The sequence below is a fragment of the Pelagibacterium halotolerans genome (assembly GCF_044811015.1).
GTDB classification, from domain to species: domain Bacteria; phylum Pseudomonadota; class Alphaproteobacteria; order Rhizobiales; family Devosiaceae; genus Pelagibacterium; species Pelagibacterium halotolerans_A.
Map to the genome: position 1 here is coordinate 2212408 of NZ_CP085243.1, position 20170 is coordinate 2232577.

A 20170-nucleotide genomic window follows, 5' to 3' on the forward strand; every position below is an offset into this window, starting at 1 on the left:
CGTACTGAGGACCATTCCATGACACAGATCGGCCAGTTCACGCGCAAGGGAGACAGCTTCTCCGGGCGTATCCACACGCTCACCCTCTATCGGGAAATCGCAATTGTTCCGGCAGAACCGTCGGAAGCCGGGGACGTGCCCGACTTCCGTATTCACCACGGCGCCGACGAAAACGCGCCGGAGATCGGCGCTGCCTGGAAGCGCACCGGCGAGAAGGCTGGCGAATATCTTTCGATTGTCATCGACGACCCGGCGCTGCCGCTTCCGATCCGGGCCAATCTCTTCCAGTCGGGCGACGACAGGGCATCCTGGAGCCTGCACTGGAACCGCGCATCCAGGTGCGGCGAGCGGGACTGAACCATGCCCGCGGCGCGCAACCGCAATGCCGCCGGGCGATCATTCGCCGCCCGGCGCGTTGCCTTCCTTTTCCTTTCCTGCCTCGGTCTTGCTAGCGATGTTCACGTATCACTGGCGCAAAGCGCGCCCGCTGCCGCCGCGTCCCGAACGTCGTCCTACGCTGCCTTCGTGAGTGAGGCCGCGCAGCGTTTCGGAATCCCGGAGCAATGGATTCTTGCCGTCATGCAGGCCGAAAGCCGCGGGCATGTCGGCGCGGTCTCGTCCAGGGGCGCGATGGGCCTTATGCAGATCATGCCGGGCACCTGGACCGAACTGCGTGCGCGCCATCGGCTCGGCGCCGATCCGTTCGATGCCCGCGACAACATCCTCGCGGGCGCTGCTTACCTGCGCGAAATGTTCGACCGTTATGGCGATCCGATCGCGATGCTCGCCGCTTATAATGCCGGTCCGGGCCGCTATGATGAGCATCTCGCGACGGGTCGATCGCTGCCGGCCGAAACGCGCGCCTATCTCGCCGAACTCGCCCCGCTTGTCGGCGCTGAAACATCTACCATCCCCGCGAGCGTGACGCCCGACTGGCGCGATGTGCCGCTCTTCGTTGCGCGCACCAGCGGCAATTCAACTGCACAGACCGTGCAGGCCGGCGGTGCGACGGCGGACGTTGTCGGCGCATTCTCACCGCGCGAATCCGATGCGGCTGTCCCGTCGGTGGACGGTATCTCCGCCATCCATTCCGGTGGTGGAGAGCGGCCATGAGCGGATTTGCACCAAGGCGCGTTATCGCGGATTTCCGGAAGCGGGCGGCGGAAAGTCACCTGGGTACGGGCGGCACGACCGAAGGAGGGCGAGATAAAAGCGCCTGCCCGGAACGCCGTAAGCCTCTGACGAGGCTGGCATTTTTGCGTGCATGGCGGTCGGTCGAGGGCATGGAGCCTGGATTTGATGAGGGATTTCAAGGCCTCGGCATGCACAGTGGGCGACTTCTGTCACCGGGACCGCGGCCATGAGCGAGCGCGACAGCGATATCCGCATCCGCCCCGGACGCATCCGGTCCACGCCCGCGCCGAGGTCCAAAAGCTTCATCAATCAGGTGGTCGGGGCGGCAAAGAAGGCCGGCCACGTCTCCGGCAATACTTCGCCCAGCCGGGCGACGGGCTATGGCCGTTCGACCTTCGGCCGCGGGCGCGGAAAATTCGCCCGTTCGCGATTGTTCAGCCCCGCGCGCCGCGTCGTCGTCAAGGCACGGGTCGTCCGCCATCGGGGCAAGGCCTTCCGCTCGGCGCCACTTGTCGCGCACCTCTCCTATCTCAAGCGCGAAGGCGTGACCCGGGACGGGGAACGGGGCGTGATGTTCGACGCGGCTTCTGATCGCGCCGACGACATCGGCTTTGCCGAACGCTGTCAGGATGACCGTCATCATTTCCGCTTCATCATCTCACCCGAGGACGCGGGCGATATGGCCGACCTGCGCGCGTTCACCCGCGACCTTGCCCGCCAAATGGAGGCCGATCTCGCAACGAAGCTCGACTGGGGCGCCGTCGATCACTGGAACACCGACAACCCGCATGTCCATCTGCTGGTGCGCGGTGTCGATCAGGCTGGCGCCGACCTCGTCATCGCGCGCGAGTATATCAGCCGGGGTCTGCGCTCGCGCGCCGAGGATCTGGTCTCGCTCGAACTCGGCCCCAGGCACGAGCACGAAATCCGCAATACGCTGGAAAAGGAAATCACGGCCGAGCGCTGGACGCGCCTCGATGCCGAAATTCGCCTCGCCGCCGACGATGTCGGCTATCTCGACCTTCGGCCCGAGGCACGCGGCCCCGCCGATCCGGACATCCGCCGCCTGATGATCGGCCGCCTCCAGCATCTCCGGAAAATGGGCCTCGCCACCGAGGCAAGTCCGGGCGAATGGATGCTTGGCCTTGAGGCGGAACGCAACCTGCGCGATCTCGGCATGCGCGGCGACATTATCAAGACAATGCACCGCGCCTTCGCTGAACGCGGAATGGATCGTGGCGTTGCCGACTATGTGATCGATGTCGGTCGCGGCGGCCCTTCAATCGTCGGCCGGCTTGTCGACAAGGGCTTGCGTGACGAACTGACCGGCGAAGCCTATGCGGTGATCGATGCCACAGACGGCCGCGCCCATCACGTCCGCTTCCGCGGCATCGATGCCTTCCAGCATGCCCCACCCATCGGCGGCATCGTTGAGGTGCGCCGCTTCGGGCGAGAGGGAGAGGAACGTCCAACTCTCGTCCTCGCCAACCGGTCCGACCTCGATGTTGGCGCCCAGGTCACCGCGCCGGGCGCCACCTGGCTCGACCATCGCCTGGTCGAGCGCGAACCGATGCCGCTTGCCATGGGCGGTTTCGGCCGCGAGGTGCGCGAAGCGATTCAGGCGCGCGCCGAACATCTCGCCGATGAGGGTCTCGCCCGCAGTGAAGGCCGGCGCATCGTCCTCCAGCGCAACCTGCTGGCCACGCTCCGCCGGCGCGAACTGGAGACCGTGGGGAAACAACTCGCCGCCGAGACCGGATTGCCGCACCGCCCGGCCCAGGCCGGTGAGCATGTCGCCGGCGTCTATCGCCGCCAGCTCGCGCTTTCATCGGGACGCTTCGCGATGATCGAAGGGATCGGCGGAGATGGGGGGCTCGGGTTCCAACTCGTGCCCTGGTCGCGAGAGATCGAGAAGAAGCTCGGCCAGCACATATCCGGCGTTGCCAAGGACGGTGGTGGCATTGAATGGAGCCTCGGGCGCAAGCGCGGCCTCGGCCTGTAGCGATAGAAACGTGAACCGCCCCATCAGGCCGGCAGAGGATCGGTGCCGCGGTCCAGCAATGCGAGATAGTCCGAGTAGGCGTAGATCCTGCCGCGCTGCCGGCCTGTCGTTTCCCGCACCACGCCGATGCCGGTCAGCTTTTCGAGCGCTGCGCCCGCCGTGGGAAAGGAAATGCCGAGTTGGTCGGAAACCGTCTGGATGGTGACGATCGGCCGGGCCTGCATCAGCTCGTGCACCCGCAGGGCCGATGGCGCTGCACGTCCAAGGCTGCCGATCTTCTGACGATGTGCATCGAACATGGCGATCAGATCGCGGGCAGTCGCCGCTGCCTGCTCGGCGGTCTCGGCGACCCCGGTCAGGAAGAACTCCATCCATGTTTCCCACGTCCCCGCCTGCCGGACTTCCTGGAGCAGCCGGTAATAGTCGTCGCGCCGGGCCTTCAGGAACAGGCTCAGATAAAGAATCGGCTCGCGCAATGTCCCGGCTTCGCACAGGATCAACGTGATGAGCAGACGGCCCAACCGTCCATTCCCGTCAAGAAAGGGATGGATGGTCTCGAACTGGACATGGGCAAGCCCCGCCCGAATGAGGGGCGGTAGCGCCGGGTCCTCACTATGGAGAAAACGTTCAAGGGCATCGAGGCAGTCGTCGAGCCGGTTCGGTGGCGGCGGCACGAACAAGGCGTTGCCCGGCCGCGTTCCGCCAATCCAGTTCTGCGAGCGCCGGAATTCCCCCGGCTGCTTGCCGGCGCCGCGTCCCGATTTCAGGAGGATGGCGTGCATCTCGCGGACCAGTCGGAGCGATAGCGGAAAGCCATCCTTGATGCGTCCGACGCCATGCTCGACGGCGGCCACATAGTTCGAGACTTCGGTGACATCGTCGATCTCGACCGTCGGCATCTCATGGTTTTCGAACAGCAGCAGGTCCGAGAGCGAGGACTGCGTGCCCTCGATCTGCGAGGATAAGAGCGCCTCCTTGCGGACATACATATAGAGAAACAGAGGGGTCGAAGGCAGGATCGTCGTGACGCCGTCGAGACGCCCGACCGCGGCCATCGCCCGCTCGTAGACGCGCATGAAGCGGCCGAGGTCGAGGGGCGGGTTCGGCGGCAGGGGCGCCGGCACATAGGCGCGTACGCGCTCGCCGCCCGCGCTGGTTTCGACAAAGGCCCCGAGCCTTTGATTGTCGCTGTCCGCCATCCTGCGATCCTTTAACTGGCTCGTAGTGTCGCTAAACGATACAGCCTTATCCTTTAATAAAAAAGTCCGCTAATTAAAGGTTTGTGGAAACCTGCCTCAGAGCGCCCGTTCGAAGCCGGGCGTCGGCCCATGGGCTTTTCGCCAGAGCCTGTATTTCTATCCGTTTGTGCGATCGCATCCCGGGGATGCTTGCCTTGGCGAAAACGCGGTCCAATCCTCGACATTCGATCATATCCATCGCCGGGAAAGGCATGTGTCCGCCACCAAGATCCTCTGGGGCCAGATCCTCACCGTCTCGTCGATCGTGCTCATCTGCGTCTGGACCGCCACGCAATGGGTCGCCTGGCGGCTCGGCTTCCAGCCGCAGCTCGGGCAACCCTGGTTCGAGGTCGCGGGCTGGCCGGTCTATTATCCGCCCGCCTTCTTCTGGTGGTGGTACTGCTATGACGCCTATGCGCCATCCATCTTCGTCGAAGGCGCAATCATCGCGGCCTCGGGCGGCTTCATCGCCATTGCTGTCGCGATCCTCATGTCGGTGTGGAGGGCGCGCGAGGCGCAGAACGTCGATACCTACGGCTCGGCACGCTGGGCCGAGAGGACGGAGATCCAGTCCGCCGGCCTGCTCGGCGCGGACGGGGTCGTGCTCGGCAAGTTCGAACGGGATTATCTGCGCCACGATGGGCCGGAGCACGTGCTGTGCTTCGCGCCGACCCGCTCCGGCAAGGGCGTCGGGCTGGTCGTGCCCTCGCTGCTGACCTGGCCGGGCTCCGCCATCGTCCACGACATCAAGGGCGAGAACTGGCAACTCACTGCCGGTTTCCGGGCAGAGCACGGTCGCGTTCTTCTGTTCGATCCCACCAACCCGGAATCCGCGCCCTACAACCCGCTGCTTGAGGTGCGCAAGGGCGAATGGGAGGTGCGTGACGTCCAGAACATCGCCGACGTCCTCGTCGATCCCGAAGGCTCCCTCGACAGGCGCAACCACTGGGAGAAGACCAGCCACTCGCTGCTGGTCGGCGCCATCCTCCATGTTCTCTACGCCGAGGAGGACAAGACGCTGGCCGGCGTTGCCGCCTTCCTCTCCAATCCGCGCCAGCCGATCGAATCCACGCTCAAGGCGATGATGACGACGCCGCATCTGGGAGAAGCCGGCCCCCATCCGGTCGTCGCCTCGACCGCGCGGGAACTGCTCAACAAATCTGACAACGAGCGCTCGGGCGTGCTCTCCACTGCCATGTCGTTCCTCGGGCTCTATCGCGATCCGGTGGTAGCCGAGGTGACGCGCCGCTGCGATTGGCGCATCGCCGACCTCGTCGCCGATTCCAAGCCGGCGACCCTGTACCTCGTCGTGCCGCCCTCTGACATCTCGCGTACCAAGCCCCTTATCCGCCTGGTGCTCAACCAGATCGGCCGTCGCCTGACCGAGGACCTGCATGCGAAGGACCGCAAGCATCGCGTGCTGATGATGCTCGACGAGTTCCCGGCGCTCGGGCGGCTCGACTTCTTCGAAAGCGCGCTCGCCTTCATGGCCGGCTATGGCATCAAGGCTTTTCTCATCGCGCAGTCGCTGAACCAGATCGAGAAAGCCTATGGCCAGAACAATTCGATCCTCGACAACTGCCATGTTCGGGTGAGCTTCGCGACCAATGACGAGCGCACGGCCAAGCGGGTTTCGGACGCGCTCGGCACCGCCACAGAGATCAAGGCCATGCGCAACTATGCGGGACACAGGCTCGCGCCCTGGCTTGGTCATCTGATGGTTTCGCGCTCCGAGACCGCCCGCCAGCTCATGACGCCCGGCGAGGTGATGCAACTCCCGCCCGACGACGAGATCGTCATGGTGGCCGGCACGCCGCCCATCCGGGCAAAAAAGGCCCGGTACTATGAGGATGCCCGCTTTACCGAACGGCTCCTGTCGCCACCCGATCCGAAAACGGCGGGGCGCTCCAGCCGTACCGACGGTTGGTCGGCGCTCAAACCCCAGCAGCTGGACGCCGCATTGCTCACCGCCTTCGAAAAATGTTCCGCGGATCAAGCCAATGCCGGTCTGCGCCGCGAACCCGAACTGCCTGAACATGTCGCGATCGCTCCGGAGGCCGCTCCGCAGAAACCGGCCGAAGAGGTCGCCATCATGCTCGACGACGACCCCGAGGAGGCCGCACGCCAGCGCCAGATCCTGCGGCGGCAGATGGGTGGCCTCGCCCGGCAGGCATCGCTCAACCCCGATGACGGCATCGAACTTTAGGAGCCCGCCATGCGCGACCGCCTCAACCTGTCTCTCCCCGCCGAGATGATCGGCCGGATCAACGATCTGGCCGCGCGCAAGCGCCTGACGCGCTCGGCAATCGTCGAGGCGGCCGTGGATTCGTTCCTGTCACCCGATTCCGCCGACATGCGCGAGGCGGCCTTCACGCGCCGCCTCGACCGGCTGACGCGCCAGACCGCGCGGATCGAGCGCGATCTTCGCGTCACCGCCGACACGCTGGCGCTGTTCGTCCGTTTCTGGCTCACCATCACGCCGCCGCTGCCGCCCGAGAACCAGACCGCCGCCCAGCTAAAGGGGCGCGAGCGGTTCGAAGGGTTTGTCGAAACACTCGGCCGCCGGCTCCAGAAAGGGCAGAGCTTCCTGAGCGAGATACCGGATGATGTCGTTGGCGATCGGCCGGAAGATTCGCCAACCGATTCTGTTGGACAGGAACGATAGCTCGTCGATCACCGCCCTTGAGCCGCCCGGTGCTCCGCCGTTCTCCTGTATTTGCACGCCACACTACGACGCCCCCGGAAACTTGTTGAACCGGCCCGAATTCGGGCTTTCTTAATCGACCCCGATGCGGGGAGCGTCTGTTTAGCGCCCCGTGAAGAAACGGGGCCGAGATGACTGCCAATCACCACAGACAGGAAGCGATCCAGCGCGGCGCACGCATGTTGCGCACCGCACTCGGCCCGGCTATCGCGCGGTTTCTGGAAGACCCGGCCGTCGTCGAGGTGATGCTGAACCCCGATGGTCGCCTCTGGGTCGACCGGCTTTCCGAAGGGCTGGCCGATACCGGCGAGATGATATCGGCGGCCGATGGCGAGCGCATCGTGCGCCTGGTTGCGCATCATGTCGCTGCGGAGGTGCATGCGCGAGCCCCGCGCGTCTCGGCCGAGCTTCCCGAAACCGGCGAACGCTTCGAGGGGCTGTTGCCGCCTGTCGTCGCCGCGCCCACCTTTGCCATCCGCAAGCCGGCCGTCGCTGTCTTCACGCTCGATGACTACGTGGCCGCCGGCATCATGACCGCCGAACAGGCCGCGACCTTGCGCACAGCCGTCGCGTCCCGCGCCAACATCCTTGTCGCCGGGGGCACCTCAACCGGCAAGACCACGCTGACCAACGCTCTGCTCGCCGAAGTGGCGAGGGGTACCGATCGTGTCGTCATCATCGAGGATACCCGCGAGTTGCAATGTGCGGCGCCCAATCTCGTCGCCATGCGAACGAAGGACGGCGTGGCGACCCTCTCCGATCTGGTGCGCTCGTCGCTGCGCCTGCGGCCCGACCGCATCCCCATCGGGGAGGTGCGCGGCGCCGAAGCCCTCGACCTGCTCAAAGCCTGGGGAACCGGCCATCCGGGTGGAATCGGCACCATCCATGCGGGCTCCGGCATCGGCGCGCTGCGCCGGCTCGAACAACTCATCCAGGAAGCGGTCGTCACCGTCCCGCGCGCCCTGATCGCAGAAACCATCGACCTCGTTGCCGTGCTGTCCGGCCGGGGCTCCGCGCGGCGGCTGGCCGAACTCGCCCGCGTCGAAGGGCTTGGACCCGACGCCGACTACCGCATCACCCCAGCCACCCTGAACACAGGAGAAGCCAAATGAACCGCACGCTCTCGCGCAGCTACCGCATCGCGGCGACCGCAGCCGCCACGATTTCCATCAGCCTTATGTTCGCCCCGGCCGCCCACGCTTCCGGCTCGTCCATGCCGTGGGAAGCGCCCCTCCAATCCATCCTCGAATCCATCGAGGGGCCGGTCGCCAAGATCGTTGCGGTGATCATCATCATCACGACGGGGCTGACACTGGCCTTTGGCGATACCGGCGGCGGCTTCCGCCGCCTGATCCAGATTGTTTTCGGCATCTCCATCGCCTTTGCCGCCTCATCCTTCTTCCTGTCGTTCTTCTCATTCGGCGGCGGGGCGCTGGTTTGATGACGACGCTCGAACAACTTGCCGACGTGCCGGGGTTCAGCGTTCCGGTCCATCGGGCGCTGACCGAGCACATCCTGCTCGGCGGTGCACCGCGTTCCGTCGCGATCCTGAACGGGACGCTGGCCGGCGCCGTCGGGCTCGGTCTCCAGCTTTGGCTGGTCGGTCTCGCCATCTGGGCCGTCGGCCATTTCGCGGCCGTGTGGGCAGCGAAGCGCGATCCGCTCTTTGTCGAGGTTGGCCGCCGGCACCTGCGCATTCCGGCCCTTCTATCGGTGTGAGGGCGCGGCCATGATGAACCTTGCCGAATATCGCAACCGCAACGCCCGATTGGCCGACTATCTGCCCTGGGCGGCGCTGGTCGGCCAGGGCGTCGTCCTGAACAAGGACGGCTCGTTCCAGCGTACCGCGACGTTTCGCGGTCCCGATCTCGATTCCGCCGTCGCCGCCGAACTGGTCGCGGTCGCCAGCCGCATCAACAACGCCTTCCGCCGTCTCGGCTCCGGCTGGAGCATTTTCGTCGAAGCCGTTCGGCTTGCGGCGCAGCACTATGCCGACAGCATGTTTCCCGACGCTGCCTCGGCCCTGGTCGATGCCGAGCGGAAAGCGCAGTTCGAAGAGGACGGGAGCCACTTCGAGTCCCGATACTACCTGACATTCCTCTATCTGCCGCCCGCCGAGGAAGCAGCCCGCACCGAGGCCTTGCTCTACGAGGGCCGGGACAAAACGGGCGTGGATCCGTGGGAAACCCTGCGCGGCTTCATCGACCGCACCGACCGCGTGCTGGCGCTCATGGACGGCTTCATGCCCGAATGCCGCTGGCTGGATGACGGCGAGACGCTGACCTACCTTCACGCGGCGGTTTCCACGAACCGGCACCGCGTGCGCGTGCCCGAGGTGCCGATGCATCTCGACGCGCTGCTCGCCGACCAACCCCTGACCGGAGGGCTGGAGCCGCGCCTGGGCGACGCACATCTGCGCGTCCTGACCATTGTCGGCTTTCCGACTGCCACCACGCCCGGCCTGCTCGACGAGATGAACCGGCTTGCCTTCCCGTATCGGTGGAGTACGCGCGCGATCCTCATGGACAAGACCGATGCGACGCGGCTCATCACCCGAATCCGCCGCCAATGGTTTGCCAAGCGCAAGTCCATCGCGGCGATCCTGAAAGAGGTGATGACCAACGAACAATCCGCATTGGTCGACACCGATGCCGCCAACAAGGCCGCCGACGCCGACACGGCCCTGCAGGAACTCGGATCGGATGTCGCCGGCATGGCCTATGTCACGGCGACCGTCACCGTCTGGGACGCCGATCCGCGCCTTGCCGACGAGAAATTGCGCCTGGTCGAAAAGATCGTTCAGGGCCGCGACTTCACGGCCATGCCGGAAACCGTCAATGCCGTCGATGCCTGGCTCGGCAGCTTGCCCGGACATGCTTACGCCAATGTTCGCCAACCGCCCGTCAGCACTTTGAATCTCGCCCACATGATCCCGCTTTCGGCGGTGTGGGCGGGGCCGGAACGGGATGAGCATTTCGGTGCGCCCCACTTGCTCTACGGCAAGACCGAAGGCTCGACCCCGTTCCGGCTTTCCCTCCATGTCGGCGATGTGGGCCACACCCTCGTCGTCGGCCCCACCGGCGCGGGAAAGTCGGTGCTGCTCGCGCTCATGGCCTTGCAGTTCCGCCGATATGAGCGGTCCCAGGTGTTCGCATTCGATTTCGGCGGCTCGATCCGCGCCGCGGCGCTCGCCATGGGCGGCGACTGGCACGACCTCGGCGGCGGCCTGACCGAGGGGGACGTGTTCTCTGTCTCGCTCCAACCGCTTGCCCGCATCCACGACACCCATGAACGCGCCTGGGCGGCGGACTGGATCGCCGCCATCCTCATGCGCGAGGGCGTCGCCATCACGCCGGAGGTGAAAGAGTGTCTCTGGACCGCGCTGACCTCGCTCGCGTCCGCACCGGTCGAGGAACGCACCATCACCGGCCTGGTCGTGTTGTTGCAGTCCAACGATCTCAAACAGGCGCTCCGGCCCTACTGTGTCGGCGGCACCTATGGAAGGCTGCTCGATGCCGAGACCGAGCATCTTGGACAGGCCGATGTTCAGGCGTTCGAGATCGAAGGCCTTGTCGGAACCGGGGCCGCGCCTGCCGTCCTCGCTTATTTGTTCCATCGCATCGGCGACCGGCTCGACGGACGCCCGACGCTGCTCATCATCGACGAGGGCTGGCTGGCACTGGACGATGAAGGCTTTGCCGGCCAACTGCGCGAGTGGCTGAAGACGCTGCGCAAGAAAAACGCCTCCGTCATCTTCGCCACGCAATCGCTCAGCGACATCGACAATTCCGCTATCGCCCCCGCCGTCATCGAGAGCTGCCCGACGCGACTGCTCTTGCCGAACGAGCGGGCCATCGAGCCACAGATCACGGCGATCTATCGCCGCTTCGGCCTCAACGACCGCCAGATCGAAATCCTCGCGCGGGCGACACCCAAGCGCGACTACTACTGCCAATCCCGGCGTGGCAATCGCCTGTTCGAGCTCGGCCTCTCTGAAGTCGGGCTTGCGCTCTGTGCCGCATCGTCCAAATCCGACCAGGCGTCCATCGCGCGTATCCATGCCGAATATGGACGATACGGCTTCCTCGTCGCCTGGCTGCACCATCGCGGCGTCGAATGGGCCGCTGGCCTGATCCCGAACCTCACCAATCTCGCCGTCCGGCCGGACGCCGCCGCGCCGGTCGCGCCAGATGCCCAACCGACAGAGGAGATCTGACCATGATCCGTATGCCTGTTTCCCGTCTCGCCGGTGCCTCGCTGTTGGCGCTCACGCTCGCCATGCCCGTTGCGCTTTCGCCCATGTCGGTAACGCCGGCCCATGCTTTCTTCGGCTTTGGTGGGGTGGTGTTCGATCCTTCAAACTATGCCCAGAACGTGCTTACCGCCGCGCGCACGCTCGAGCAGATCAACAACCAGATCCAGCAGCTCCAGAACGAGGCGCAGATGCTCATCAACCAGGCCCGCAATCTCGCGAGCCTGCCGTATTCCGCGCTCCAGCAGATTCAGCAGAACGTGAGCCGCACCCAGCAGCTTCTGGGTCAGGCACAGAGCATCGCCTTCGACGTCCAGCAGATCGACCAGGCGTTTCAGCAGCAATATGGCAATGTCTCGCTGTCGGCCACAGATCAGCAGCTTGTCTCCGATGCCCGCAGCCGCTGGGAAAACACAGTGGGTGGCTTGCAGGACGCTATGCGTGTGCAGGCCGGTGTCGTCGGCAATATCGACGCCAACCGCGCCGAAATGGCCGCGCTGGTTGGTCGGAGCCAGGGCGCGACGGGCGCTCTGCAAGCCACGCAGGCCGGCAATCAGTTGCTCGCGCTGCAGTCGCAACAGCTTTCCGACCTGATCGCGCTGATGTCCGCCAATGGCCGGTCGGAAGCGCTGATCGAGGCCGAGCGCGCTACAGCCGCCGAACAGGGCCGTGTCCAGCGCGAGCGCTTTCTGACGCCCGGTACGGGCTACCAGCCAGGTAACGCGCAGATGTTCAACGGCAACAACTGATAGCCTGCAGGACGGTTCCCATGGACAGCAAGATGCTGGCCCGGCTCGGGGCGATCGTATTCGTCGCCATCGCGATTACGGCCACGGTGATCGAGATGAGCCGCAAGGACGATCCCGCGCCGGTCAGGACCGCGCCGGCGCTTCAACCTGCGGCTGATCCTCTACGCGCCGCCTTGCGCAGGTGCCAGCAAATGGGCGAGGCGGCAGTCAGCGATCCGGACTGCCTCGCCGCATGGGCCGAAAGCCGCGACCGTTTTCTTGGCCGCGCGCCTGTGTCCGCCGTCCAGCAACAGAATGCGGGACAGTGACATATGGGCGGCACGGGTGTCATCGATAATTTCCTTGGGGTCTTCACCTCCTACATCGACTCCGGCTTCGGCCTGCTCGGCGGCGAGGTGACCTTCATTGCCACCACGTTGATCGTCATCGACGTGACGCTCGCCGCACTGTTCTGGAGCTGGGGCGCCGATGACGACATCATCGCCCGTCTGGTGAAGAAGACCCTGTTCGTCGGGGTCTTCGCCTATCTGATCGGCAACTGGAACAATCTGGCGAAGATCGTCTTCGACAGCTTCGCCGGCCTCGGTCTCATGGCTTCGGGCACTGGCTTTTCAGCCGCCGATTTGATGCGGCCCGGCCGCGTCGCGCAGACCGGCCTCGATGCCGGACGGCCGTTGCTCGAATCCATCTCGGATCTCATGGGCTACTGGTCCTTCTTCGAGAACTTCATCCAGATCGCCTGTCTGCTCTTCGCCTGGGCGCTGGTGCTGCTCGCCTTCTTCATCCTCGCCGTGCAGCTTTTCGTCACCCTGATCGAGTTCAAGCTGACGACGCTCGCCGGTTTCGTCCTTATCCCGTTCGGCCTCTTCGGCAAGACCGCCTTCATGGCCGAACGCGTGCTCGGCAATGTCATATCCTCCGGCATCAAGGTACTGGTGCTGGCCGTTATCATTGGCATTGGCTCAACGCTGTTCAGTCAGTTCACGGCGGGCTTCGGCGGGGTGACGCCGACCATTGACGACGCAATGGCCATTGTCCTCGCCGCGCTGTCGCTGCTCGGTCTCGGCATTTTCGGCCCCGGCATCGCTTCCGGCCTTGTGAGCGGCGGGCCGCAGCTCGGCGCGGGATCGGCCGTCGGCACCGGTCTTGCCGCCGGCGGTATGGTGCTCGCCGGCGGTGCTGCCGCAGGCATGGCCGCGAAGGGAGGGACTGCCGCGATTTCCGGCGGAACCGCTGCTGTCCGGGGTGGAGCCGTCGCCGCTGGCGCGGCCTCAGCTGCCTACACCCTCGGCTCCATGGGACAGACCGGTGCCTCCGGCGTTGCATCCGGTCTCGGCGGTATTGCCCGCGCGGCCGGATCGGCAGCCAGTTCGCCGCTTCGTCGGGCCGCCACGAGAGCCGCGGAGAGCGTCAAATCCAGCTTCTCGGACGGCGTGAGGGGTGGCTTCGAAGCAGCCGGCGGTTCCTCGACCATGGGAGCGGTCGGGCGTCATGCTGCCGGCGGCACCTCCGACAGCGTTGCCTCAAGCACCGGTCCATCACCCTCTCGTGAAGGTCCCCCTGATTGGGCGAAGCGCATGAAACGCAGCCAGGCGATGAGCCACGGCGTCGGCACGGCCGCGCACGCGATCCGCTCCGGTGACAGTCACAGTTCCGGCTCTTCCATCAATCTCTCCGAAAGTGACCGCTCATGAACCTCTTCAAACGACCCGCCACGCACTACGGCAAATCGCCCGAACCCGAAACGCCATACCAGAAGGCCGCGCAGGTCTGGGACGAGCGTATCGGTTCGGCCCGTGTACAGGCGAAGAACTGGCGGCTGATGGCCTTCGGCAGCCTGGTTCTTTCAGCGGGCTTTGCTGGCGCGCTTGTATGGCAATCGGCGCGCGGTACGGTCGTGCCCTGGGTGGTCGAGGTCGATAATCTCGGCCAGGCGCAGACCGTCGCTCCAGCCACGGCCGACTATCAGCCAACCGATCCGCAGATCGCATGGCATCTCGGCCGCTTCATCGAGCAGGTGCGCGCAATCCCTGCCGACGCCATCATTGTGCGCCAGAACTGGCTTCGCGCCTATGAATGGACAACCGACCGGGGTGCGGCCGCCCTCAACGACTATGCCCGTGCCAACGATCCCTTCACCCGTGTCGGACGCCAGCAGGTTGCCGTCGAGGTGTCGAGTGTCATCCGCGCATCGCCGAACAGTTTCCGGGTCGCCTGGACCGAACGCCACTACGAGAACGGCCAGCTCTCCACGACCGAGCGCTGGACCGCGATCCTGACCATCGTGGTCCAGACGCCGCGCGACGCCGAGCGTCTGCGCGCCAATCCGCTCGGTATCTATGTCAACGCGATTTCCTGGTCGCGGGAGATGAGCCAATGACTGGCACGACTTTCCGTAAACGCGGCTTTCCGGCTTTGCTGCTTTCAGCCACCTTGCTGGCCGGCTGCGCGACGACCCGCACGCCGCAGTTCGGCTATGATGCCGAGGTGCCGCCTCTGCCCACGGTGCGGACGACGGCGACGGACGACACGCCCCGGCCATTGCACACGCCGCCGGGCTGGACCATCGCCCGCGGCGGGCAAGCCGCGAGCACGCCAACCGGCCGCGTCGAGAACGCCAACGCCGCCGCCCGCGTCGAGCCGCGCCGCGAGGGCTACTACAACGCCATCCAGATCTATCCCTGGTCGGAAGGCGCGCTCTATCAGGTCTATGCCGCGCCCGGACAGATCACCAATATCGCGCTGGAGCCGGGCGAGAGCCTGACCGGCGCGGGACCGATTGCAGCGGGCGACACCGCCCGCTGGATCATCGGCGACACGACAAGCGGCAGCGGCGCGACGCGGCGGGTTCATGTTCTGGTGAAGCCGACGCGGCCGGACATTTCGACCAACCTCGTCATCACCACCGACCGGCGCGCCTACATAATCGAGCTGCGCGCGCGGGAATCGCTCTACATGCCGGCCGTGGCCTGGGCCTATCCCGCTCCGCCGGCAGGCCAGCGCCAGACCGTTCCGGCAGCGCCGGTCATTCCGGGCGAGATGGCGCGGAACCATCGCTATGGCCTCACCGGCGACAGCCCGCCCTGGCGCCCCATCTCGGTCTTCGACGACGGCCGCCGCGTCTATGTCGTTTTCCCGCGCGGCATCGTTCAGGGCGAGATGCCGCCGATCTTCGTGATTGGGGCGGACGGCGAGCCACAGATCGTCAATTCCCGCATTCACCAGAACATCCTGATCGTCGACCGCCTGTTCGGTGCGGCCGAGTTGCGCCTTGGCAGCGGCAACCGCCAGCAGGTGGTCAGGATCGTGCGGGTCGAGGAGCGGCAAGCCGCTGCTGCGCAACCCGCCAGCGCGAACGATGGAGGAGCGTCATGAGCGAGACCGAAACCGCCGCGCCCATGCGGCTGCGCGCCGATCCGCCGCACGTCACCCGCCTGTCCCGCAAGGTGCTGGCCAGCGTCGGCGCCGTCGCGCTTCTCGGCATCGGCGGCGCGCTCATCTACGCCCTCCAGACCCGCGACGCGGAACCGGGTGGCGAAGAACTCTATTCGACCGAGAACCGCCCCACCGCGGACGGCCTTTCCGGCCTGCCGCGTGACTATACCGGCCCGGTCCTTGGGCCGGCGCTGCCCGGCGATCTCGGCCGCCCGATCCTCGACGCGCAAACGCGCGGACAGCCGGTTGCGCCCCCAGTCATCGCCACGCCTGCCGTCGATCCGGAGGAGGAGCGCCGCCGCGCCGAGGAGGAAGCTGCGCGTCTAAGCAACGTCTTCTTCCAATCCGGGCCGCGTGCCAATCCTCCCGGCGCAGTCTCCCCGGGTCTTGCAGATCTCGACCTCGGGAACCAGGCCGCAGCGCAAGATCGACACACCGCTTTCCTGGGCGGCCCGGTGGACCGTCAGACGGTCGCGGCGGACCGCATGATGCCGCCGGCCTCGCCCTACATCCTTCAGGCTGGCTCCGTGATTCCGGCGGCGCTCATCACCGGCATCCGTTCTGATCTGCCCGGCCAGATCACCGCGCAGGTGACGGAGAACGTCTATGACAGCCCGACAGGCTCGCTGCTCCTGATCCCGCAGGGAACCCGGATCATCGGCCAGTATGATGACGGCGTGACCTTCGGGCAGCGCAGGGTATTGCTGGTGTGGAACCGCCTGATCCTGCCGGACGGCCGCTCCATCGTTCTGGAACGCCTGCCGGGCGCGGACGCGGCGGGCTATGCCGGGCTTGAAGATGGCGTCGATTATCACTGGTGGGATCTGATGAAGGCCGCCGGGCTCTCGACCCTCCTTTCGGTCGGCACCGAACTCGCCGCCAGCGATGAGGACCGCCTGATCCGCGCCATCCGCGACGGTGCGCAGGACACCATCAACCAGGCCGGCCAGCAGATCATCCAGCGCCAGTTGCAGGTCGCGCCCACACTCACCATCCGGCCGGGGTTCCCGGTCAGGATCATCGTCACCCGCGACCTTGTGCTCGAATCCTATGGAGGTTGATGATGACGAAACTGAAATTGGGACCGCTGTCCGACGACAAGCCGGTGAAAGTGACGGTGGAACTGCCCGGGCCGCTCCACCGCGATCTTGTCGCCTACGGCGAAATTCTTGGTGAAGAAAGTGGACAGGGACCTGTCGAGCCGGTGAAATTGATCGTGCCGATGCTGGAGCGATTCATTGCGACGGATCGCGGCTTCGCCAGGGCTCGGCGTGGCGGATCAGTGCAATCCTCGGACAAGCCTCGCTCTTAGAGGCCGGTTTCATTTTCTCAACGCACTTTCTGGCGACGATCACGAGTGTTCAATCACCGCAAGTCATCTTCGCTGTTTGCGTTGGACAGCGACTTCATAGCTGTGCGGCTTGAACCTTTGCATCGCAAAGTCTATACCTTTTCTGGTCAAGGCTAAGGAATTCGGAACGTGACCAAGCCGCTCAGAAACAAGCTGGACGACATCGAAGCCATGCTGGTGCGTGGCCATCGCAACGTTGAGCTTCCCGAAGAGAGTTTCGTACTTTGGGGCCTTGTCTGCGGCTTTCTCATTCTCGTCACGGATCACCTCATCAGTCCACAATACTTTCCCGACTATCAGGTGCGCTTGGCTGCTCAAATTGCTTGGCTCGGTGGCGTTCTCGGCGGTACTCTTGTTCTGGATTGTACGCGCATTCGCAGACGCAGGCTCCTGGCGGGAGAAACGGTTTCCTTCGCCCAGGGGCAGCTCAGGAAATTGTGGGCGTTGATTCTGGTGCTGGGCCTTGTCGCCACAATCGGAGTGAACAAACTGGGTGTGGGGCACCATATCTACGCAATATGGCTTCTGGTCACCGGCGCAATTGTCTTCTCGCAAGGCCTGTTCTCGGTGAAGCTTCTGGAGGCAGCGGGGCTCTGCTTTCTGGCAGCAGGCGTCTTGTTGCTTGTCATGGATTTCACTGCCCCCCAATCCCGCTTCCTAGTAGCGGCGGCCTTGGGGCTTGGCCTTCCGGGCCTGGGCGCCCTCGTTCACCTCCAAAGCCGGCAAGGACAGCACGAATGAGTGAGGTTTCCCCCCCTGAATTCGACTATGTGCTCCATCAGCCGGTGCGAACCCGCATCGTTGCGTATCTTGCAGGACGCCAGGAGGCGAGTTTTTCGGAATTGAAGCGGGTTCTCCAACTGTCTGACGGCAATCTGAAATCCCATCTGGAAAAACTGCTGGCCGCGGAATACGTCATTGCGCGGCATGAAGATGGGCCGGGACGGCCTCAAAGCCTGTACGGTTTGAGCAGTGCCGGGCGCAACGCGCTTAAGACGTACGTGAACAGCCTGAAGGCAATTCTGCCTTCGGAAGAAGAAGAGGCCCGTTTCAGCTCGTTTGGAGCGGTTGTTCCAAAACCTTCAAGCTGAACGATCCTGGCGGGTGTTTTGCCGCACATGGGAGAAAATGAAGCCGCGGGCGCGTTCGCATCGGCGGCTTTCTCCGCGTGACCCAATCCAGTGACGTTACTTTGCGTTGCGAAGTAACTAGCTTTGCATTACAAAGCTCCACATCCTTTTGACGCTGGCGGTGTGGAGGCAACATGAAACGCGCTTTTCTCATCTGGGTGGTGGGATTGTTCACCCTGGTTCCCTATGCGCTCTGGTACCTGCTGTTCGAGGCCGAACGCTCACACTATCCGTTCCTTATTACGTTCATTTTTGCATGGGTTACGGGGTACTATTCCGTTGTTCTTCCCATGATCGCCGCGTGGCGCGTTCGAAAATTTTTCCGCTTTATCCAGTCTGCATCGTCGGCCGATGAAATTCGGAAAAAGTTCGCGACGCCGGAAAACCGTGAGGCCTTCATCGTCTCGATCGCGCGGGAAAACGGTGTTCCTCTCTTTCTGGCGCGAAGGATTTTTGCACGCATCGAGCGCGGGCTTTTGAAAGAGAAGGCCGAGTATGGTTCCTAGGCGATTTTTTGCGGCCGCTCTGCTTGTGCTGTCGCTGGGCGGCTGTGCGGCAGTCGGAAATGCCCTTCTCTATAGTGGCCAATCCGAGAGCTTTCCGGTCCCGGCGAAACTCCATGAATGGCCCTCAGAGCGCCGAATTGCTGCTTTCGACGAGTTGGCGAGGCAGGAGGACTTCTTGCTGGCCGTGCTTGTCACGCAGCGCGGACAACTCATCGGCGAAAGCTACAGGAACGGCATGGGGCCGAATACGCCGCTCAACGTCAAGTCCGTTTCGAAATCGGTACTCTCGGCGCTGGTCGGCATCGCTTTGGCAGAAGGGAAACTGCAAAGCGTGGATCAGCCGATTGCCGACTTCTATTCGCACATCCCCGCCAACAAGCGGACCATCACGATCCGGCATCTACTAACGATGTCAGCGGGTTTCGACTTTGTCGAGAACAGCACCCAAGGCAATCGTGTCTATCAGGGGCAGAGCTGGACAGCCAACGCGCTCCAACTCCCCATGCGATTTCGGCCCGGCGAGAGGTTCAGTTATGCGACCCCTGCCACCCACCTTCTCGCCGATGTCCTGACCCGTGCAACCGGCGAGGATCTGGCGGTTTATGCGCGATCGCGGCTGTTCGGTCCTATTGGCATCGCCCTTCATGGGGTCACCCGTGCGCCAGAGGGTACGGTGATGGGCGGGTCTGACTTTCAGATGACCCCGCGAGGCATGGCCGCCTTCGGGCAGCTCTACCTGCAAGGGGGAAACTGGCAGGGACGGCAGATCGTGCCGGAAGACTGGATAGCCCAAAGCTGGACCATGCGTTTCGGCCCATGGCGCGATCGCTCGGCCGGCGCGAAGAACGGTTATGGATATCTTTGGTGGCTCAAGCGCTTTTCCAGCCACGATGCCTTCATTGCTGAAGGATGGGGCGGCCACTTCGTTGTTGTCTTGCCGGATCTCGACGCGGTGGTCGTGACGGCATCAAGCCAGATAGACTGGATGACCCCCTGGTGGGTCACCCATGACGACCGCAGAGCGGCCATCTTCGCGATGATCGAAGAACGGATTTTACCTGTCCTTGAAAGGGCGGAGGAGATTTCATGGCGCATCTAGAGGACTACTTTCTCAATCGCGTGCGCGGCTGGCGCATGGCCGCATTTCTGGTTGCGCCCGTCGCCTGGTTTCAGATCGTGCTCCTGTTCTCCGGGCTCTATCAGACATACACCCTTGCCCAGTCCGGGCCGCCTCTTGAGGAAACGCCGTTCTTCAGCGCCGGAATTGCCGTCGAGCGGCTTGGCGCGATCGCCGATGCGGGCCGAACGGACACCGCCTACCTGTTCTACGTCGCCGATTTCGTGAGCGCCATTTTACTCGCAGCAGCACTCGCGGCACTGATCGCCTTTGGTCTTAGAGCCGCCCACGCGGCCGGCGGTAAGCTTCGCCATGTGGTCCTGTTGCCTTTGGGAGTGATCGTTGCCGAACTGGCCGAGAACGCCCTGCTGGCGGTGGCATTGGCGACTTATCCTGACTTCCCACCATTGCTGGGAACTGCAGCTGGAATCGCGACAGGCCTCAAATTCGTTCTCATCGTGCCATCAGCGCTGCTTGCACTCGGCGGGCTAGTGGTTGGAGGGCTTCTCTCGGCAAAACGTGTCCTGGCAATCGGGCAGCGCGATGAATAAA

Annotated in this window: 22 protein-coding genes; 21 read left to right on the plus strand and 1 reads right to left on the minus strand. The window is 64.4% G+C overall.

What is annotated here, in order from left to right; all coding sequences use genetic code 11:
• The first annotated feature begins 18 nt into the window (after nucleotides 1–18).
• From LG281_RS10895 to LG281_RS10905, 3 genes are all read left to right on the plus strand, one after another.
• On the plus strand, nucleotides 19–357 hold the full coding sequence (locus LG281_RS10895; protein ID WP_404400563.1) for a DUF736 domain-containing protein: 339 nt from the start codon (nucleotides 19–21) through the stop codon (nucleotides 355–357).
• A gap of 3 nt (nucleotides 358–360) precedes the next feature.
• Nucleotides 361–1113, plus strand: coding sequence for a lytic transglycosylase domain-containing protein (locus LG281_RS10900; protein WP_404400565.1), 753 nt, complete (start codon nucleotides 361–363; stop codon nucleotides 1111–1113).
• A gap of 247 nt (nucleotides 1114–1360) precedes the next feature.
• Complete coding sequence (locus tag LG281_RS10905) at nucleotides 1361–3136, plus strand: relaxase/mobilization nuclease domain-containing protein (RefSeq protein ID WP_404400567.1); 1776 nt, start codon at nucleotides 1361–1363, stop codon at nucleotides 3134–3136.
• 23 nt (nucleotides 3137–3159) lie between these two features.
• Here the strand turns inward: LG281_RS10905 and LG281_RS10910 are convergent, their stop codons facing one another.
• Nucleotides 3160–4335: a Fic family protein gene (locus LG281_RS10910; protein ID WP_404400569.1), complete on the minus strand. Its 1176-nt coding sequence runs from the start codon at nucleotides 4333–4335 to the stop codon at nucleotides 3160–3162.
• Nucleotides 4336–4588: 253 nt separating this feature from the next.
• Here LG281_RS10910 and LG281_RS10915 point away from each other — a divergent pair, with 253 nt between their 5' ends.
• From LG281_RS10915 to LG281_RS11000, 18 genes are all read left to right on the plus strand, one after another.
• On the plus strand, nucleotides 4589–6580 hold the full coding sequence (locus tag LG281_RS10915) for a conjugal transfer protein TraG (RefSeq protein WP_404400571.1): 1992 nt from the start codon (nucleotides 4589–4591) through the stop codon (nucleotides 6578–6580).
• 9 nt (nucleotides 6581–6589) lie between these two features.
• A complete protein-coding gene (locus tag LG281_RS10920; protein ID WP_404400573.1) occupies nucleotides 6590–7039 on the plus strand; it encodes a ribbon-helix-helix protein, CopG family in 450 nt (149 codons plus the stop codon).
• A 170-nt stretch (nucleotides 7040–7209) separates the two neighbouring features.
• Nucleotides 7210–8190, plus strand: coding sequence for a P-type conjugative transfer ATPase TrbB (gene trbB / locus LG281_RS10925; protein ID WP_404400575.1), 981 nt, complete (start codon nucleotides 7210–7212; stop codon nucleotides 8188–8190).
• Nucleotides 8187–8519: a TrbC/VirB2 family protein gene (locus LG281_RS10930; RefSeq protein WP_404400577.1), complete on the plus strand. Its 333-nt coding sequence runs from the start codon at nucleotides 8187–8189 to the stop codon at nucleotides 8517–8519. The genes trbB and LG281_RS10930 overlap by 4 nt, the downstream gene beginning before the upstream one ends.
• The gene (locus tag LG281_RS10935) at nucleotides 8519–8797 is read left to right on the plus strand and encodes a VirB3 family type IV secretion system protein (RefSeq protein WP_404400578.1); all 279 of its coding nucleotides are present in this window, start codon (nucleotides 8519–8521) and stop codon (nucleotides 8795–8797) included. The genes LG281_RS10930 and LG281_RS10935 overlap by 1 nt, the downstream gene beginning before the upstream one ends.
• A 10-nt stretch (nucleotides 8798–8807) precedes the next feature.
• On the plus strand, nucleotides 8808–11294 hold the full coding sequence (gene trbE / locus LG281_RS10940) for a conjugal transfer protein TrbE (protein ID WP_404400580.1): 2487 nt from the start codon (nucleotides 8808–8810) through the stop codon (nucleotides 11292–11294).
• A 2-nt stretch (nucleotides 11295–11296) separates the two neighbouring features.
• On the plus strand, nucleotides 11297–12079 hold the full coding sequence (gene trbJ, locus LG281_RS10945; protein WP_404400582.1) for a P-type conjugative transfer protein TrbJ: 783 nt from the start codon (nucleotides 11297–11299) through the stop codon (nucleotides 12077–12079).
• Nucleotides 12080–12099: 20 nt separating this feature from the next.
• Complete coding sequence (gene trbK-alt, locus LG281_RS10950; protein WP_404400584.1) at nucleotides 12100–12387, plus strand: putative entry exclusion protein TrbK-alt; 288 nt, start codon at nucleotides 12100–12102, stop codon at nucleotides 12385–12387.
• Nucleotides 12388–12390: 3 nt separating this feature from the next.
• Nucleotides 12391–13773, plus strand: a complete 1383-nt coding sequence (trbL, locus tag LG281_RS10955) for a P-type conjugative transfer protein TrbL (RefSeq protein ID WP_404400586.1) — start codon at nucleotides 12391–12393, stop codon at nucleotides 13771–13773.
• Nucleotides 13770–14459 (plus strand): conjugal transfer protein TrbF, encoded by a 690-nt coding sequence (trbF, locus tag LG281_RS10960; protein ID WP_404400588.1) that lies wholly within the window; start codon nucleotides 13770–13772, stop codon nucleotides 14457–14459. Before trbL ends, trbF begins: the two co-directional genes overlap by 4 nt.
• Nucleotides 14456–15454, plus strand: a complete 999-nt coding sequence (trbG, locus tag LG281_RS10965) for a P-type conjugative transfer protein TrbG (protein WP_404400591.1) — start codon at nucleotides 14456–14458, stop codon at nucleotides 15452–15454. Before trbF ends, trbG begins: the two co-directional genes overlap by 4 nt.
• Nucleotides 15451–16575 (plus strand): TrbI/VirB10 family protein, encoded by a 1125-nt coding sequence (locus tag LG281_RS10970; RefSeq protein ID WP_404400593.1) that lies wholly within the window; start codon nucleotides 15451–15453, stop codon nucleotides 16573–16575. Before trbG ends, LG281_RS10970 begins: the two co-directional genes overlap by 4 nt.
• Before the next feature lie 2 nt (nucleotides 16576–16577).
• Nucleotides 16578–16826 carry a DUF2274 domain-containing protein gene (locus LG281_RS10975; protein WP_404400595.1) on the plus strand — a complete coding sequence of 83 codons (249 nt, stop codon included), beginning with the start codon at nucleotides 16578–16580 and terminating at the stop codon, nucleotides 16824–16826.
• Between the two features lie 168 nt (nucleotides 16827–16994).
• Entirely contained in the window at nucleotides 16995–17606 is a 612-nt protein-coding gene (locus LG281_RS10980) for a hypothetical protein (RefSeq protein ID WP_404400597.1), read from the plus strand.
• On the plus strand, nucleotides 17603–17956 hold the full coding sequence (locus LG281_RS10985; protein WP_404400599.1) for a transcriptional regulator: 354 nt from the start codon (nucleotides 17603–17605) through the stop codon (nucleotides 17954–17956). The genes LG281_RS10980 and LG281_RS10985 overlap by 4 nt, the downstream gene beginning before the upstream one ends.
• A 173-nt stretch (nucleotides 17957–18129) precedes the next feature.
• A complete protein-coding gene (locus LG281_RS10990; protein WP_404400601.1) occupies nucleotides 18130–18501 on the plus strand; it encodes a hypothetical protein in 372 nt (123 codons plus the stop codon).
• A gap of 184 nt (nucleotides 18502–18685) precedes the next feature.
• Complete coding sequence (locus LG281_RS10995) at nucleotides 18686–19600, plus strand: serine hydrolase domain-containing protein (RefSeq protein WP_404406703.1); 915 nt, start codon at nucleotides 18686–18688, stop codon at nucleotides 19598–19600.
• Nucleotides 19588–20169 (plus strand): hypothetical protein, encoded by a 582-nt coding sequence (locus LG281_RS11000; RefSeq protein WP_404400603.1) that lies wholly within the window; start codon nucleotides 19588–19590, stop codon nucleotides 20167–20169. The genes LG281_RS10995 and LG281_RS11000 overlap by 13 nt, the downstream gene beginning before the upstream one ends.
• The last annotated feature ends 1 nt before the right edge of the window (nucleotide 20170 follow it).